Origin of the sequence: Synechococcus sp. MIT S9507 (assembly GCF_047304715.1) — a bacterium.
In the GTDB taxonomy this organism is placed as follows: Bacteria; Cyanobacteriota; Cyanobacteriia; order PCC-6307; family Cyanobiaceae; genus Synechococcus_C.
Genome location: NZ_CP138970.1, coordinates 2733496 through 2749605, shown reverse-complemented (window position 1 = coordinate 2749605; position 16110 = coordinate 2733496). Strand labels below are relative to the sequence as shown.

General features: G+C 59.4%; 16 protein-coding genes. 4 read left to right on the top strand and 12 right to left on the bottom strand.

Features of this window, described 5'->3' with window-relative positions:
* Positions 1–21: 21 nt before the first annotated feature.
* A complete protein-coding gene (locus SIB83_RS15095; RefSeq protein WP_413406413.1) occupies positions 22–1779 on the top strand; it encodes an NADPH-dependent assimilatory sulfite reductase hemoprotein subunit in 1758 nt (585 codons plus the stop codon).
* On the opposite strand, the gene SIB83_RS15090 is transcribed toward SIB83_RS15095, so the two are convergent.
* From SIB83_RS15090 to SIB83_RS15040, 11 genes are all read right to left on the bottom strand, one after another.
* Positions 1752–2480 (bottom strand): M15 family metallopeptidase, encoded by a 729-nt coding sequence (locus SIB83_RS15090; protein ID WP_413406411.1) that lies wholly within the window; start codon positions 2478–2480, stop codon positions 1752–1754. The genes SIB83_RS15095 and SIB83_RS15090 overlap by 28 nt on opposite strands.
* Before the next feature lie 60 nt (positions 2481–2540).
* Complete coding sequence (recG, locus tag SIB83_RS15085) at positions 2541–5078, bottom strand: ATP-dependent DNA helicase RecG (RefSeq protein ID WP_413746317.1); 2538 nt, start codon at positions 5076–5078, stop codon at positions 2541–2543.
* On the bottom strand, positions 5039–6151 hold the full coding sequence (locus tag SIB83_RS15080; RefSeq protein WP_413746316.1) for a hypothetical protein: 1113 nt from the start codon (positions 6149–6151) through the stop codon (positions 5039–5041). Before SIB83_RS15080 ends, recG begins: the two co-directional genes overlap by 40 nt.
* Before the next feature lie 44 nt (positions 6152–6195).
* A complete protein-coding gene (tsf, locus tag SIB83_RS15075; RefSeq protein WP_413402455.1) occupies positions 6196–6855 on the bottom strand; it encodes a translation elongation factor Ts in 660 nt (219 codons plus the stop codon).
* An 87-nt stretch (positions 6856–6942) separates the two neighbouring features.
* Positions 6943–7659 carry a 30S ribosomal protein S2 gene (gene rpsB / locus SIB83_RS15070; RefSeq protein WP_114992991.1) on the bottom strand — a complete coding sequence of 239 codons (717 nt, stop codon included), beginning with the start codon at positions 7657–7659 and terminating at the stop codon, positions 6943–6945.
* Between the two features lie 135 nt (positions 7660–7794).
* Entirely contained in the window at positions 7795–8727 is a 933-nt protein-coding gene (locus SIB83_RS15065) for a glycosyltransferase family 2 protein (protein WP_413402453.1), read from the bottom strand.
* A 90-nt stretch (positions 8728–8817) separates the two neighbouring features.
* On the bottom strand, positions 8818–8973 hold the full coding sequence (locus SIB83_RS15060) for a hypothetical protein (RefSeq protein ID WP_006850288.1): 156 nt from the start codon (positions 8971–8973) through the stop codon (positions 8818–8820).
* A 35-nt stretch (positions 8974–9008) separates the two neighbouring features.
* Entirely contained in the window at positions 9009–9734 is a 726-nt protein-coding gene (locus SIB83_RS15055) for an ATP-binding cassette domain-containing protein (RefSeq protein WP_413402451.1), read from the bottom strand.
* 4 nt (positions 9735–9738) lie between these two features.
* On the bottom strand, positions 9739–10911 hold the full coding sequence (gene devC, locus SIB83_RS15050) for an ABC transporter permease DevC (RefSeq protein WP_413746315.1): 1173 nt from the start codon (positions 10909–10911) through the stop codon (positions 9739–9741).
* Entirely contained in the window at positions 10908–11747 is an 840-nt protein-coding gene (locus SIB83_RS15045; protein ID WP_413747394.1) for an HlyD family efflux transporter periplasmic adaptor subunit, read from the bottom strand. Before SIB83_RS15045 ends, devC begins: the two co-directional genes overlap by 4 nt.
* A 68-nt stretch (positions 11748–11815) precedes the next feature.
* Complete coding sequence (locus SIB83_RS15040; protein ID WP_413746314.1) at positions 11816–12550, bottom strand: phycocyanobilin:ferredoxin oxidoreductase; 735 nt, start codon at positions 12548–12550, stop codon at positions 11816–11818.
* A gap of 24 nt (positions 12551–12574) precedes the next feature.
* On the opposite strand from SIB83_RS15040, the gene SIB83_RS15035 reads away from it, so the two are divergent.
* Positions 12575–13864, top strand: coding sequence for a M16 family metallopeptidase (locus tag SIB83_RS15035; RefSeq protein WP_413402446.1), 1290 nt, complete (start codon positions 12575–12577; stop codon positions 13862–13864).
* A complete protein-coding gene (locus tag SIB83_RS15030) occupies positions 13861–15141 on the top strand; it encodes a M16 family metallopeptidase (RefSeq protein WP_413746313.1) in 1281 nt (426 codons plus the stop codon). Before SIB83_RS15035 ends, SIB83_RS15030 begins: the two co-directional genes overlap by 4 nt.
* Here the strand turns inward: SIB83_RS15030 and SIB83_RS15025 are convergent, their stop codons facing one another.
* Positions 15142–15459 carry an NAD(P)H dehydrogenase assembly family protein gene (locus SIB83_RS15025; RefSeq protein WP_413402442.1) on the bottom strand — a complete coding sequence of 106 codons (318 nt, stop codon included), beginning with the start codon at positions 15457–15459 and terminating at the stop codon, positions 15142–15144.
* A gap of 56 nt (positions 15460–15515) precedes the next feature.
* On the opposite strand from SIB83_RS15025, the gene SIB83_RS15020 reads away from it, so the two are divergent.
* Positions 15516–16088 (top strand): biotin transporter BioY, encoded by a 573-nt coding sequence (locus SIB83_RS15020; protein WP_413406407.1) that lies wholly within the window; start codon positions 15516–15518, stop codon positions 16086–16088.
* Positions 16089–16110 lie beyond the last annotated feature (22 nt).

Sequence of the window (16110 nt, the reverse complement as noted above, 5' to 3'; positions counted from 1 at the left end):
CCTGAGGCCATCGTGTCTCCTGTGCTGGATGGGCCTGCAGCGCGCACGGAGTCCATTGACACGGCCCTGTCGAAAGCTGAGAAAAGAAAGCTGTACAGCGGTCACCTGCGCGAACCGCTGCAGTCCGAACTGCTGAACGACGACATTCGTTTCAGTGAGGATGCCGTTCAGCTGCTGAAGTTTCACGGCAGCTATCAGCAGAACCACCGCGAACTGCGCAAAACGGACAAGGTGCGCTGCTGGCAGATGATGCTGCGACTGCGCAATCCTGGCGGTCGGGTGCCGGCTGATCTGTTCGCAGCGCTCGATGACCTTTCTGATCGCTATGGCGACGGCACGCTGCGGGCCACGACTCGTCAGGCCTTTCAGATGCACGGGGTGCCGAAAGGTGATCTGAAGACCGTGATCGGAACAATCATCACCAACCTGGGCTCAACCCTGGCCGCCTGCGGTGATATCAACCGCAACGTGATGGCACCCCCGGCACCGTTTGAAAAGGGTGCCTACCCAGCAGCGAGGGCACTAGCTGATCAGATCGCTGATCTGCTCAGCCCTGAAGCCGCTGAGGGGTCCTACCTCGACATGTGGATTGACGGCGACCACAGCTATCGCTTCCAGCCAGCCACAACGGTGCGAAAGGCGCGCACCCGCCAGCAGAAGGGTGGTGTCTTTTCCGGCAGCGGAGCAGAACCGCTCTATGGCGACACCTACCTGCCTCGCAAATTCAAGGTTGCGGTCACCGTGCCTGGTGACAATTCCGTTGATCTGCTGACCCAGGACATCGGTCTTGTGGCCTTCGCGGATGCCTCAGGAGCCCTGAAAGGCTGCAATGTCTACGTCGGCGGCGGGATGGGGCGAACCCATAACCAGGAGGACACCTTCGCAAGAACGGCCGATGTGCTCGGCTACGTCAAGGCTGAGGAGATCTTTGATCTGCTGCAGGCGATCATGGCCCTGCAACGGGACCATGGCGACCGGGAAGTCCGCAAGCACGCCCGCATGAAATACCTGCTGCATCAGCGGGGGATCTCCTGGTTCAGATCAACACTGCGCAAGAACTACTTCAGAGGTGAACTGAAGGGCATCCGCCAGGAACCGGTCGCCAAGCTCCAGGACTATCTGGGATGGCACCGTCAGAAGAAAGGGCTGTGGTTTGTCGGACTTCCGATGATGTGCGGTCGACTGGAGGGTGCAATCAAGAAGGGGCTGCGCAGAATTGTGCAGACCTACCAGCTTGAGGTGCGGCTGACGGCCAATCAGGATCTGCTGCTCTGCAACATCGGGACCGCCCAGAAGACTTCGATCAAGGGTGAACTCGCCGAACTTGGATTTGAACTTCCCGGAGAACCAGCACCCCTGGCACGCCACGCAATTGCCTGCCCCGCGCTGCCGACATGCGGGCTGGCGATCACCGAGGCCGAAAGAATTCTCCCCGACGTTCTCGACCGTCTGGATGCGTTGCTGCAGAAGCTGGGAATCAATCAGTCGGTGCTGGTGCGCATGACTGGATGTCCGAATGGATGCGCGCGGCCCTACATGGCTGAACTGGCGCTGGTGGGCAGTGGCCTGAATCAGTACCAGCTCTGGCTGGGCGGAACCCCGAACCTTCAGGTACTCGCCAGGCCTTTCCTGCAGAAAATGCCCCTTGATCAACTGGAATCAACGCTCGAGCCTCTTCTGATCAACTGGAAACAGTGCGGTGTCCGGCGCAGTTTCGGAGCTCATGTCAACCGACTCGGTGACGAGTTGGTTCAACAACTCCTGGGAACGGAGGCGTAGATCGCCCCATCTCTCTGGCCTTTCCATGCCCAGAGCTGGTCGCCGTGGCTGAAATGCCACCATTCATTCGGATGTCTGGCAAAACCAGCCTTGGTCATCACCTCGTTGAGCAGACATCGACGCCCGTGCCAGAGGGCAGCTTCGCTGTCGGGATTCGACTCAGCCTCTTCGGCATGGTGATCAGGAATGGACTGATCCCCGATTGCATCGATGTCACCTCCCATCTCCAACACTGCTCCGAAGCTGTCCGCGAAAGTGAGATCAACAGCAGCGCCGGTGCTGTGAGGCGGTGGGGTGCAGGGATCAGGACTCGGTGGAGCCCAGAATCGCGCCACATCTTTCCTGACCTGCTCAAGAGCCGCCTGCATCAGCGGATCTGATGGTTCAAAACCGAGCGAACGGCACTGCTCCCTGATGGAGTGGTTCACCATGAAAGCCTGCACACGGATCGGTCTCCAGGCATCGAAGATCGCGAGCTGCAGTTCACCGACCTCAGGGTCTCTGCAAGCGCAGAGAAGGGATTGCGCCGCAACAAGACGCTTCAGAACACCTGAACGCAGCCGATAGGGATCGGCATTCTCCCCGTAAGGTGCGCCCACACGGGCATAGGGATGGGGCTCAAGGCACAGAAAGAAAGGCTTGAGCGGGACAAGCGGTTCACCACAGTCATCGATCACCACATCGCTCCAGGGACGACGCATCCGATCTGAGGAGGCAGACAAGCCATCGTATGGGGTGTCACACCCGCCGGCTGCTGCGATTCAGTTGAGCTGAGCCGCCGATGTCACCCGGCTGCGCTGCTCATCGAGAAGCCGGCTGAGAATGAGGTGATCCCTGAGCTCAGGATCCTCACGCAGGATGTCAGCCGCCTCTTCGCGCGCCTCCTCCAGAACCGAGCCATCATCGGCGAGGCTGGCGAGAGCCAGATCCGGCAGACCTGACTGGCGGGTGCCAAGCACCTGACCAGGGCCGCGCAGTCGCAGGTCCATCTCAGCGATTTCAAAACCATCATTGGAACGCACCAGCACCTCCAGGCGCTGACGGGCGAGAGGGTTGCGGCTGTCGTTGATCAGCAGACAGTGGGAGGCCGCGGCGCCTCGCCCGACGCGCCCGCGCAACTGATGAAGCTGCGCAAGGCCGAACCGATCGGCATGGTCGATGACCATCACACTGGCCTCAGGCACATCAACGCCCACTTCCACAACGGTGGTCGAAACCAGCACGTCGGTCTCGCCTGCTGCGAAGGCTCTGATCACAGCCTGTTTGTCCGCACTGGCAAGACGCCCATGCAGCAGACCCACCTGCAGATCGGGAAACACCTCGTCGGCCAGCTGTCGGTGCACATCCACAGCCGAACGCAGATCCATCTTTTCGGACTCCTCCACGAGTGGCAGCACCACATACGCCCGTTGGCCTTTCTCCACTTCCGATCGGATCAGGTCGTAGGCCTCATCACGATTCGAGCCGGTGATCATGGCGGTACGGATCGGTGTGCGTCCAGGCGGCAATTCATCGATCTGACTCACATCCAGATCGCCATGCAGAGAGAGCGCCAGGGTCCGGGGAATCGGCGTGGCCGTCATGGTGAGCAGATGCGGCTGAAGGCCTTTGCCGAGCAAGCGATTGCGCTGACGTACGCCGAACCGATGCTGTTCGTCGACCACCACCAGCCCCAGCCGACCGAAGGCCACAGGGTCTTCCAGCAGAGCATGGGTTCCAACCAGAATCTTGCAAGCACCGGAAGCAACGTCAGCAAGGATGCGGCGCCGATGCTTCTGAGGTGTCGACCCCGTCAACAGTTCGACTGTGACATGCAGCGTCGGCATCCAGCCGCAGAGACTGCGGTAGTGCTGCTCGGCAAGCACCTCAGTGGGAGCCATCATTGCCCCCTGCCATCCGGCCTGAATGGCCTTCAACAGAGCTGCAACGGCAACGACCGTCTTGCCGCTGCCCACATCCCCCTGGACCAGTCGAGCCATTGGTTCCTGCCGATTCAGATCCGCCTCGATCTCCGCGAACACCCGCTGCTGCGCTGCTGTGAATTCAAACGGCAGCATGGTGAGAAACCGACCCAGCAAACCATTGCGATCTGCTGCGCTGCCGCTGCTCAGGAGAGGTGCTGAGCGCTGCTTCAACGCGGCGCGGCGTTGCATCAGACCGAGCTGCAGGAGCAGAAACTCATCAAACACGAGCCGATGCCGAGCCTGCTGTAGTTGCTCGGAGGACTCAGGTCGGTGTATCGCCACCAATGCCTTGTCGCGACTGAGCAGCTGGCGAGCCTCGCGGCGGACCCTGGGAAGAGGCTCCGGCCAGAGCTGCACCGATGGCAGAACACGATCAATCAGAGAGCGGAATCGATCCGCAGTCAGGCCCTCCGTGAGGGGATAAACGGGAAGAAGCCGACCGATGCGGCTGGATCGCAATGGTGCCTGAGCACTCTCCATCACCTCAATCAGTGGGTCCTGAAAACTGATTCCATAAGGCCCGCTTTTGACAAGACCACTGACGGCCACCGTGGCGCCGTTGGGGTACTGGCGGGTCTGGCCATGCAGGTAGGAAGGATTGCTGAACCGCTTGCCGGCCAGGAAACGGGTCACCTTGATCCGGCCAGTCGGATCCTGCAGCTGCAGCTCGATGATCGAAAGGTTGGGATTACGGGGACTGGTGAAGCCATGGCAGCGTCGCACCGTGGCCACGATCGTGGCGGTTTCACCCGGCACCAGGGCATCAATGCGTCGAAGAGCCGAATAATCGACGTAGTCCCTGGGGTAGTGAAGGATCAGGTCGCGGACCAGCAGCAGCCCAAGGCTGGCCAGGCGTTCTGCAAGTTTCGGCCCGATGCCTTTCACCTGAGCCAGAGGACTGTTGAGAGAGGATGCCGCGGAAGTTGATGCAGCGGACGACGAGGATCGTTGGGCAACCTTCAGACGCGGTGGGGCCATTGGCGCGGATGGCTCCAGACGCTGGCGCAGGGCATGAAGCCACTGCCGCAGCACCGTGACCTGTCGGCGGCGGGCTGAATCATCCAGAGAGGCATACTCGGCGAATCCCTCCGCCAGAGACTGAAGTCGAGGTCGAACATCCTCCGGCAAAGGAATCTGCGGAGGAGTTGCAAGCTCGCGCTGCATGAAGCTGTGAAAGCGCTCATTGCGGCCCTGAAGATTGCTGAACCCACGATCCACCTCGAGTGACAACGCCTGCTGCAGAGGTCGGATCCACAACCGAAATCGCTCGAGGGCCTGATGGTCCAGACCGGCGTTCAACTGAGTGGAGGAGTCTCCGGCTGGTTGGGCCACCAATCGTTCTGAACCTCTCGGACACTGGCGCGATGCTGCCAGTGTCGCTCCTTCTGCAGCAAAGTGCTTAGTTCACGACGTTGCAGTCGAATCCTGCTGCGACCGCGTCTCAGTGCATGGTCATCGAACTCAAGCTCTGACGGACGCAGCAGGACGCAGGCAGTGTCCATCGCCTGATCATCCACGACCATCGCCAGAGGCAGCGTCAGCTTCAGCACATTGGAGGGCGCCGAGTGGGATGGCAGCTGACCAGCGTTCACCGCATCCAGCAGCTGAATGGGAAGCAGGCTGCGCGTGACCCCTGCCCGCATCAGCTCAACATTCACGGCGTGGGAGACATTGCGCAGCCTGCGGATCAGGGCGGAATCCAGTGAATCCATCCAACTCAACAGGCCGCTGGCTGTCGCAGGCATCAGCTGATCACTTGATTGAGCCGCCTGGTGCGGATCGAAAACGGCCGTTTCCAGGCGGTTCGGCAACTCCTGGGAAGACTCGCCCTGATCCAGTGATTCACCGGCCATCACGAACAGCGAGCGCAGAATCTCCAGCTCGGACATCTCGGAACCTTGGTCTGCTGACGTCAGTGACGAAGAGTCCGTCGCTTCGGAATGATCAACAGAACTATCATCCGCGGGGGGCGAATTCACCGGGAACAAGCCTTCCAGCAGATCAGAGCGTTCCAGCGGAAGATCCAGTCCCAGCTCAATTCCGGGAGGTGGAGTCTCACTCTCAGACGGGTCCTCTCTGCCGGAGCCACGGTTTGCGAGGGTCTGAAACTGCTGAATGCGAGAGCGCCTCTCCTCATCCTGAAGGCGAAGGGCCAGAACCAGCAGCTGCTCGATCGTGATCATCGATGACGCACGCTGAACAAGTGCGTCAATGCGCTGCTGCAACACGGCCTGTCGGTCTGAAAGCGAGGCGCGCTGCAAAGTGGAAAGAGAACAGAGCAGGTGGCGGATCGCCGCTTTGACAGCGGTGGGCAGAATCCGTCTCACCCGTTCCAGATACTGGGCCTGCTCTCTGTAGAGATGCGGAGCCAGAGAGTGACAACGTTCTTCCAGACGTGCAAGCTGCACGCCTGGATCATGCGCGTGGCGACTCCCAGGCAATCCAGTCAAGATCAGCCTTTCGACATGGAGGCAACTTCAGCGGCGAAGTCTGACTCTTCGATCTCAATGCCTTCACCGAGGGTGTAGCGGGTGAATCGACGCACTTTGACGTTTTCGCCGATCTTGCCCGCAGTCTGTTTCACAAGCTCGGCAACGGTCAGAGAGCTGTCCTTGATGAAGGGCTGTTCCATCAGGGCCAGTTCCTTGAGACGCTTGTTGATGCGACCCTCAACAATCTTTTCCTTCATCTGCTCTGGCTTGCCTTCAAGGTCATCGCGACCCATCTCGATTGATTTCTCACGCTCACGGATTTCAGCGGGAATCTCGTCAGTGGTGACGTACTCAACACCTGGACAGGCAGCGACCTGCATGGAGACATCGCGGAGTAATTCCTGGAACATGTCGCCACGCGCGACGAAATCGGTTTCACAGTTGATTTCGATCAGCACACCAACACGGGCACCGGTATGGATGTAACTGCCGATGGCACCTTCAGCGGCAGTGCGACCTGATTTCTTTTCCGCACTGGCGATCCCTTTCTGACGAAGCCATTCAACGGCTTTGTCGGCATCACCATCGGTTGCTGCAAGGGCTTTCTTGCAGTCCATCATTCCAGCGCCGGTCTTGTCGCGGAGTTCCTTGACGAGCTTGGCGGATACGACAGCAGCCATCAGATGTGTTGGAGGAGGAGTTGGGACTAAAAGATCCGCCTTCCCGCTCTGGCGGGAGGGCGGCGTGAACTTAGCGGCTAATGCGGATCAACCTTGGTTGTCGGCGCCACGCTGCTCGTTGGAACCGTGGCGGCCTTCGTTGATGGCATCAGCGAGGCGGCTCAGCACCAGCTGCACGGAACGCACAGCATCGTCATTGCAGGGAATGGGAACCTCGCAGAGATCGGGGTCGCAGTTGGTGTCAAGCATGGACACCAGGGGGATATCCAGTTTGCGCGCCTCAAGGACAGCGTTGGTCTCGCGACGCTGATCGACAAGCACCACCACATCGGGGAGGCGACGCATGTTCTTCAGACCACCGAGGTACTTCTGAAGACGGTCCAGCTCCCGACGCAGCACAGCGGCTTCCTTCTTGGGACGCATGGCGATTGCACCGCTGGACTCCATCCGCTCAAGATCCTTAAGGCGGTCGATCCGGGCCTTCATCGTGGTCCAGTTGGTGAGCATTCCGCCCAGCCAGCGCTGGTTCACGTAGGACGCGCCACAGCGTGCCGCTTCATGGGCCACCACTTCAGAAGCCTGTTTCTTGGTGCCGACGAACAGGAAACGCTTGCCGCTTCTGGCCGCGGTGCGGGTCCATTTGTAGGCGTTGTTCATGCAGACAGCAGTCTGCACGAGGTCGATGATGTGAACTCCGTTGCGCGCGCAGTAGATGTAGCGCGACATCTTGGGATTCCAGCGACGGGTCTGGTGACCGAAATGGGCACCAGCTTCCATCATCTCGGCGAGAGTGACGACAGCCATGGTTGTGTAGAGGTTTCGGGTTCGCCTCCACCTGTCAGGGATGGTGTGGTGAACCGAGGTTCAGATCACATCCAGCACCCGAAACAGACAGGTGTGCGGTTTGAAAGGGCCCGCTGAATTTAACAAAGCGCCGGCTCAGGACAGCCCTGCCTGACGCGCTTCTCGATACAGCGCCTCCACTCCGATCCGGTTGAGCGGAAGTCTTAGAAGCTCGAGCGCCAGAGATGGTTGACCCATTCGGATCAACCAGGCCAGCAGAGGCCGCAGCGTGTGTTCGTTGAGCAATCCCCCCAGAGTCAGTAGCCCCCAGAGCAGGCGATGCATCCAGGTGAACTGGATGATCATGCGCACCCTGCGACTGGGATGTTTTCTGTAGAACACAAGACCCATTCGGGCGCGCTCGCGCTCGACTCTGATCAGATCAGGGATCTGGGCCAGTCGGAACGCAGGATGCCAGTGATAACCAACGGCTTCAGGGCAGCGCACCAGCTGCACGCCCATCTGCCGAAGCCGTTCACCCAGCTCGAGATCCTCCCAGCCATACAACCTGAATCCTGTATCGAACAGGCCGGAGTGCTCCAGCACCTGTCGATCGATCGCGACATTGCCGGTCGCGAAATAAGCCCAGGACAGATCACGCAACTTGTGCCGCTCACCGGTTGGATTCTCGAAATCAGCTGTGTTGATCACAGCGCCGTAGGTGAAGCAAAGGCGATTGCCGGACCGTTGCCATTGTCTGGACAGAGCCTGCGCATGACTGGCCAGGAATGTCGGCGTCACGACCAGATCGCTGTCGATGAAAACGATCACGTCACCACGGGCATGGGTCACACCACGGTTGCGTCCCTCAGCAGGTCCGCCATGGCACTGCTCAATCAGTCGGACCCTGGGAAACGTTTCGGCGGATGATCTGAGCCAGTCAGGCGTGCCATCGGTGGATCCGTCATCCACCACCACAACCTCATAGTCGTCGAACTCGAAACAGGGTTTCTGGGTCTCCAGAGAACGCAGACACTTTGCGAGGATGTCGCGTCGGTTGTAGGTGGGAATAACGACGCTGATGAACATCCGCCAGCACGATGAGACGTAATAAGCAAGCCTAAAGGCAAGAAAAAAGGGAGCTCTGAGCTCCCTTAGATCAAACTGTTTGCAAACAGATCAGTCGGCTGCACCACCATTGTTGGCAGTGCCTGTCACACCGTTGCCGGCACCTTCACCGCGGCCGTCGTTGCGCATCTTGCGCTTCTTGAATTTGCGCGCATAGGCGCGATTGCGCTCCTGCTTTTCCTTCTTGAGGTTTCTGCGCTTGGCCATTCGGGAGTCCGGGGCTTCTTGAAGTTCAACCCAACTTACTCAATGGACTGAAGCAGACGGCCATCCTCCATTTTCACCAGGCGGTCGGCAACATCAAGAATGCGCGGATCGTGGGTGACCATCAGCACAGAGCAGGATTGTTCACGCGCAAGGCGCTTGAGCAGTTCAACAACCTCCCGTCCGGTACTGCTGTCCAGAGCTGCAGTAGGCTCATCAGCAAGAAGCAACTGGGGCCTGGCGGCCAGAGCACGGGCAATGGCAACGCGTTGTTTCTGGCCTCCCGAGAGATCCTGAGGAAGCTTGCCGAGGTGATCGTCAAGCCCCACGGACCTGAGCCACTCCCTTGCCTGATCACGGCGACCGCGATAGCTGAAACCTTCCAGAAGATCAGCTCCCATCTGCACGTTCTGCTCAGCCGTGAGACAGCGCAGCAGATTATGACCCTGAAAGATCATGCCGATCCTGCGACGCAGTTGCTGTCGCTGACCACGGCCCGCTCCCCTGAGTTGCTGTCCAAACACACGCACATCTCCCTGCTGCACCTGGCGAAGCGCCCCGATCAGAGTCAGCAGAGTCGTTTTGCCACAACCTGATGGACCGGTCAGCAGCACCACTTCACCGGCTGCGATCTGAAGATCGACCGACTGGAGAACCTGTCGGCGGGTGGCTCCAGTTCCATACCAGTGGCTGAGATCTTGAATGCTCACCGTGCTGACTAGACCGGAACCCTGATGTTGAGCTGAATGCGAAAGAACCGTCATGGCCTCAGAAGATCTCCGCCGGATCAGCATCCACCAGGCGGCGCATGGCCAGACCTGCAGAGGCCATGCACATCACGAGAATCATGGTGAATACCGTCGCAGCACGACTGAAACCCATGGCGACGGGAAGCGCCGTGGCGCTTCTCACCAGCAGATAGAGACCCTGACCGGCGGCATAGGCAGGCAGATATCCAAAAAGCGCCAGCAGCAATCCTTCCCGCACAACCACACCCAGAAGCGTTCTGAGCTTGTAGCCCATGGCCATCAGCGTGGCGTATTCGGGAAGGTGATCACTGACATCGGAATAGAGCACCTGATAAACGATCACGCAGCCAACGACAAAACCCATGGCGGCACCTAGGGTGAAAATGAATCCGATCGATGTGCTTGTGCGCCAGTAATTCTGTTCGAAGTCGATGAAACCCTGCTTGGTGAGAACGGTGACATCCTCGGGAAGCAAGGCGTTGAGTTTCTCAGCCACCGCATCAGCATCGGTGCCCTGCTGAAGCCGCACCAGTCCAACCTCGATGCTTCCGGGTGGAGTGTTGGGCAGAAGATCGAGGAAAGTTTCGCTGCTGGTGAGCAGATTGCCGTCTGCTCCGAAAGAGCTGCCAAGCTCGATCAGGCCGGCCACACGCACCCTCTTGCCGGAAATCTCACTTTCAACCGTTCGACCGTCACGAAACCATTCGGCAACAGGTCCAAACTCGGGACGCGATTTCTCGTCGAACAGAACACGACCTTTCTGAGTCAGAACCTCGGCCTTGGGCGCCAGAGACGGGTCGACAAACAGGGGATCACCCGGTTCAAAGCCAAGGGCAAGAATCGATCGTGTGCCACGGGTCTTTGGGTTGCGCCAGAGCAGCAGATTCCAGTGAACAGGAGTGATTCCCTCCACCTCAGGCAAGGCCATGGCCTGCACCAGCCGACGACGGGGGAAGCCGGCCATGCTGACCGAACTGGTTGAACGTGGACTGATCAGAACGATGTCGGCGTCAAAAAGGCGATGGACCGTGACGCTGGCATCAAAGAGCCCGTCGCGGAATCCGAGCTGCATGAACATCAGAATTCCCGCAAAACTGATGCCGGCCAGTGCCACAGCCAGACGAACGGGCTGTCGAATCAGCATCAGCGCGGCCAGGGGTATCCCTCGCCTGCTCAGCCAACGACCGATCATGAGGAACCGAATCTGGCGATCACCTTCAGACCCGACAGCCTGGAGACACGCTGAATGGAACCAGGATCGAGCTTTACGATCACCTCAATGATCCGGGCATCGGCATCACCGGTCGGATCCGTGGACAACACCTGACGCTGACGGACCTGGGGACTGATGCGCTCAACCGTTCCCTGAAGATCCCCTTCAAAACCGCCGTTCTCACTGATCAAGACAACGGATTCTCCAACCTTGATGCGATTGATGTCTGACTCATAGACCTCGATCAGAGCCTCCATCGACTGACTGGCTCCAACCTCAATGACACCCTCGGCATCAGGACGCTCACCCACCCGGGCAGTGACCTTGAGAACGGTGCCATCAATCGGAGAACGGAGCACGCTGTCGCTCAGATCCGCTTCAAGCTTTCCGCGCTCGGCGATCAGCTCAACCCTTTTTCGCTCAAGCATGGTGAGTTCATTCTGTTTTTCCTCGAGCAACACAACCTCCGTCGCACCCTGCCGAGCGGCCTGGGCGTAACGAGCAACCTCTCTTCGCTTCAGCGGTATTTCCGTGTCAGCGGAGAGGATTTTGGCGTCGGTTGCGGCGAGATCCGCTTCAATCTTCGGCCTGTTGTCGAACACAGCGAGCACCTGCCCTCTGGCCACGGGGTCGCCCTCCTTGACCAGCAGTGACGCAACCCTCGGAGTGCCACCGAACCCGCTCACCGGCGCAGCCAGACGACGCACATCCCCTGCAGGTCTGAGACTTCCCAGGGCAGCCACAGATTCCTGCTGACGTGTCGTGACCTGCTCCGAGGCGGCAGGAGGCGCAGGGGGCTGCGAACGCCGCAGCATCAACACGCCACCGGCAATGGTGAGAACCGCCAGCAATCCGGCGCCCACCCAGACGCGAACAGATGATTTCAGGGGCTGGGTGGCTCGTCGAATAACAGCTCCTCGATGTACCGATCCGCCCACTCCGTCCCGAAGGCTTTCTCCAGAACCCGCCGCGTTTTGTCGTTGCGTTTCTGTTGCCGGCAATAGGAAACCTGACCTTGATATCGGCTCAGAGTAGAAGGATCCCCGGGGTCATCGGGCTCTGCAGCCTGCACGGCATCACCCAGCACCTGGAGGTAACCGTCGACCATTTCCACGAACCAATCCTCTTCCTGTTGATTCACGGGACGGATGAATCTCACAAATGGAGAAAAAATGGTCGCCCAGGTGGGAAGTTCACGCACCTGTTCGAAAGCGGGAATCACAGTGGCCTCGAGGCCACGTCTGATGCGATCAGGCAGCTGATCACCGACCGGGGACAGATCGATGATGGCGGCGGAGATTCCCGCAGGGCTGGCGACGATGTCAGCGCCGAACACCGGCAGATCGAATCGGGGATCAGGAAAGAACACACAATGAAGAATCTGGAGTCCGAGCCCAAGACGAGCGATCTCCAGATGAAGTTTGCGCAGTCCACGGCAGGAATGCACTTCATTGCGGATGAACAGGGCCTCACCATCAAGCGTGCCGATGATCTCCTCCAGATCACCCGACAACGTGAGTGGATTGAGCTCCGGAAAGCCGTCTCTGCACTGACGGATGCGAGCAGCCATAGCCATCACCAGCGGATGCATCTCCTGACCGCTCGGGGACGCAGGCATCAATCCGATCCGTAATTGCACAGAATGGGACTTTGCCACGGGACCCTGACTGCGATCCCATCCGGTCCGGTGCTCGAACACCGCACTCTTCACAACGGCAGCAACCTTGTGACTGCCAACATCCCCGATGCGGCACTCACCTGCCTTGATTTCTGGTGCCGAGGCGGTAGTGCCTGGGAAAGAAGCGGTGAGGAAGGCCTCGCTCACTTTCTTGAACACATGGTGTTCAAAGGAAGCAGAAGGCTGGGTCCAGGGGAATTCGACCGAAGGATTGAAGCGCTGGGAGGCAGCAGCAACGCAGCCACAGGTTTTGATGACGTGCACTATCACGTGCTTGTGCCCTTCGAGGAATCGAAGGAAGCGCTTGATCTGCTTCTGGATCTCGTTCTTGATCCTGCTCTCGAACAGGACTGTTTCTCAATGGAACGCGATGTAGTGCTTGAGGAAATCGCCCAGTACCGGGATCAGCCCGATGACCAGGTGTTGCAGACCCTTCTGGAACTCTGCTGTGCCCCCCATTGCTACGGAAGACCGATCCTCGGCTGGGAGAACAGCCTGCGGGAGATGGAGCCTGAGGGGATGCGGAGCTACCACCAGCGTCGATACCAGGGGGCCAACTGCTGCCTGTCGGTGGCCGGAACCATCGAGAAGGGTCTGATCGATCACATGCTCAACAGCCCCTTGTCGGCGCTGGCCAAGCTGACGGACTCAGCTCGAGACAAGACAGCCAAACCATCACTGAGCTTTCACAGCGGACGGGAATTCCGAACCTTTCCACGGCTTGAGGCTGCACGGCTGATGATGGTCTGGCCGATCGCCTCTGCTGATGATCAGCTGGCTATCGCCGGAGTGGATCTGGCCACCACAATCCTTTCGGAGGGTCGGCGCAGCCGGCTTGTGCAGAGATTGCGGGAGGAACTTCAGATCGTTGAATCCATCGACATGGATGTCACCACGCTTGAACAGGGCAGTTTGGTGATGCTTGAGGCCTGTTGTCCCGACGATCAGATCGAACGCGTGGAGCTTGAAATCCACCAAATACTGGTCAACAGCCTGACAACAGCGATCACAGATGCAGAATTCAACCGCGCAATGCAGCTGGTGGGGAATGGCCATCGATTCAGTCTCGAGGCACCCGGAGCTGTGGCCGCCAGTGCCGGATCACAGACACTCTGGGGGCGGCATCGTGACCTTCTGGCTCCACTTCAGGATCTGATGCACTGGGATGCTTCAACGTTGCGGGAACAGGTCATGCCCCTGCTGCAACCCGAGCGAAGCTTCACCCTGATTGCCAGATCGGAGGACAACGCTTGAGCGGCAGCTGTGAACTCGTCCTTGATCCGGTGACCACGACCGGGGTGCTCTCCGCCAAGCTCTGGATCCGGCGGGGAAGCAGTGCAGACCCTCTCGGGCAGCGAGGCGGGCATCAGCTTCTGGGTTCGGTGCTCAGCCGGGGTTGCGGTCCTGTGGACCATCTGCAGCTGGCCGATCTCGTTGAGGGGTGCGGCGCCGGTCTTCGTTGTGACACCCACGAAGATGGGATCCTGATCAGTCTCAAGTGCCGCGACATCGATGCCGATCGCCTCTTGCCTGCTCTTGGCTGGATGCTGCGCCAGCCACATCTGGACGAAGGACAGATCGAGCTGGAAAGAGACCTGAGCCTGCAGGCTCTGCAGAGACAAAAAGAGGATCCCTTCCATCGCGCTTTTGACGGCTGGAGACATCTGGCCTATGGCCAGGGGCCCTACGGGCACGATCCGCTGGGAGTTGGCGTTGACCTTGAACAGCTTCGGAAACCCGAGCTTGCTGTCCTTGCGTCAGGTCTTGAAAAGCGGGGTTCGGTTCTGGCGCTGTCAGGCACCATTCCTGATCGAGCACTGGAGCGGATGGAGCAGTGGCTCGGACACAGCAGAACAGAATCAGGCTCCGGCGACGCAGAGACTCCGATCAAACAGTCGCCTGATCTGGTTTCAGGTGAAAAGCCCTCGTTAGGGCTGCAGGTCCTGCCCACCGAACAGGTGGTGCTGATGCTCGGCCAGGCCGCTCTGCCCCATGGTCACCCTGATGATCTGGCACTGAGGCTGCTGCAGGCACACCTGGGATCGGGAATGTCAAGCCTGTTGTTCCGCCGTCTTCGAGAGGAGCATGGCGTCGCTTACGACGTGGGTGTCCATCACCCGGCACGCGCTGGGGCGGCACCCTTCGTGATGCATGCCTCGACCGGGGTGGAGAGGGCGGAACTTTCGCTTGAGCTCCTGATCGACAGCTGGAGCGAACTGGTGGAGGACAATATTTCCGAGGTTGATCTCAAACTGGCCAAAGCCAAGTTCAGGGGGCAGCTGGCTCATGGCTCCCAGACCACTGGTCAGAGGGCTGAGAGACGGGCGCAACTGCGTGGCCTGAATCTGCCTGATGTTCATGACCAGAGCTGCCTGAATCAGCTGGATCAACTGCGGGCCAGTGATTTGCATGATGCGGCACGCCGCCATCTGCACAGTCCACAACTCAGTTTGTGCGGTCCCGAGGCAACCCTGGAATCGCTGGAGAAGCAATGGAGCCGGAGCACTTTCGCTGCGGTGGCAGCACCTTGATCAGTCCGGTGAATCTTCAGAAACATGCTTCTGCGATGCAGCATCGGAGTTCGAGAAGGCATCCGAATCAGATGGAGCGTTTTGATTCGAGGCATTGTTCCGATCGTCGTTCACAAGGGTGAGCTGCTCGATCGAGAGCAGAAATGTGCCTCTGGCAAAGCGCACAGCCACCGTTTTCGCCGGCTGAAGTGCCGTGACCCGGCCGATCTCACCATGGGCCACAAGATCGGGAGGTCTGAGCATCGGCATCGGATCAGCTGTCTTCAGAAAGTTCTGAGGGCGCACGAGTCGCACCTGGTCACCAATGGAAACGGACATCTCGGCTGGGCAATACATCTCTCTTACAGCAGGATGGTGCGAGCTGACGATTGCCCGTGCGGGCTCTGGCCACCTGGAGCGGCGCTCTCGCCGGATTGCTTCTGATCCTCGTCGGGAGCCTGATTCCGACTGCCCTGCTTCTGCCTCTGCCTGAGTTTCCACCGGCCGTGCTGGGTCTGCCAAGCACCTGGCAGGTTCCAGCACTGCTTGTCTGTGCCCTCGTCGCAGGTCCGCGCGCAGGCGTGATCGCTTCAGTGGCTTATCTGACCATCGGCCTGGTGGACCTGCCTGTGTTCCACGGAGGTGGTGGTTTTTCCTACGTGCTGAATCCCGGGTTCGGATATCTGGCTGGATTCGTCCCAGCCGCCTGGCTGACCGGTCGACTGGCCCAGCAGAGCGGAATGAACGACGTTGTCAGACTGACTCTCGCAGCCACAGCCGGTCTGCTGACCATCCAGGTCTGCGGTCTGCTCAACCTTGTTCTCGGTGCTGCCCTGAATCGCTGGAATGAACCTCTGATTGAACTTGTCTTCAGCTACAGCCTCGGCCCACTGGCCGCACAGCTGGCTCTGTGTTGCTCAGCTGGACTGATCGCACGCGTCACCCGGCGTGTGCTCTGGGTGGAATGAGCCGGAAGCAAGCCGATAGTTC

Bases quoted from the DNA above. Each gene is read 5' to 3' on its own strand.
- SIB83_RS15090 (WP_413406411.1), bottom strand. From the start codon at position 2,480: ATGCGTCGTCCCTGGAGCGATGTGGTGATCGATGACTGTGGTGAACCG.
- tsf (WP_413402455.1), bottom strand. From the start codon at position 6,855: ATGGCTGCTGTCGTATCCGCCAAGCTCGTCAAGGAACTCCGCGACAAG.
- rpsB (WP_114992991.1), bottom strand. From the start codon at position 7,659: ATGGCTGTCGTCACTCTCGCCGAGATGATGGAAGCTGGTGCCCATTTC.
- SIB83_RS15065 (WP_413402453.1), bottom strand. From the start codon at position 8,727: ATGTTCATCAGCGTCGTTATTCCCACCTACAACCGACGCGACATCCTC.
- SIB83_RS15060 (WP_006850288.1), bottom strand. From the start codon at position 8,973: ATGGCCAAGCGCAGAAACCTCAAGAAGGAAAAGCAGGAGCGCAATCGC.
- SIB83_RS15055 (WP_413402451.1), bottom strand. From the start codon at position 9,734: ATGACGGTTCTTTCGCATTCAGCTCAACATCAGGGTTCCGGTCTAGTC.
- devC (WP_413746315.1), bottom strand. From the start codon at position 10,911: ATGATCGGTCGTTGGCTGAGCAGGCGAGGGATACCCCTGGCCGCGCTG.
- SIB83_RS15045 (WP_413747394.1), bottom strand. From the start codon at position 11,747: ATGCTGCGGCGTTCGCAGCCCCCTGCGCCTCCTGCCGCCTCGGAGCAG.
- SIB83_RS15040 (WP_413746314.1), bottom strand. From the start codon at position 12,550: ATGCCTGCGTCCCCGAGCGGTCAGGAGATGCATCCGCTGGTGATGGCT.
- SIB83_RS15035 (WP_413402446.1), top strand. From the start codon at position 12,575: ATGGGACTTTGCCACGGGACCCTGACTGCGATCCCATCCGGTCCGGTG.
- SIB83_RS15025 (WP_413402442.1), bottom strand. From the start codon at position 15,459: ATGTCCGTTTCCATTGGTGACCAGGTGCGACTCGTGCGCCCTCAGAAC.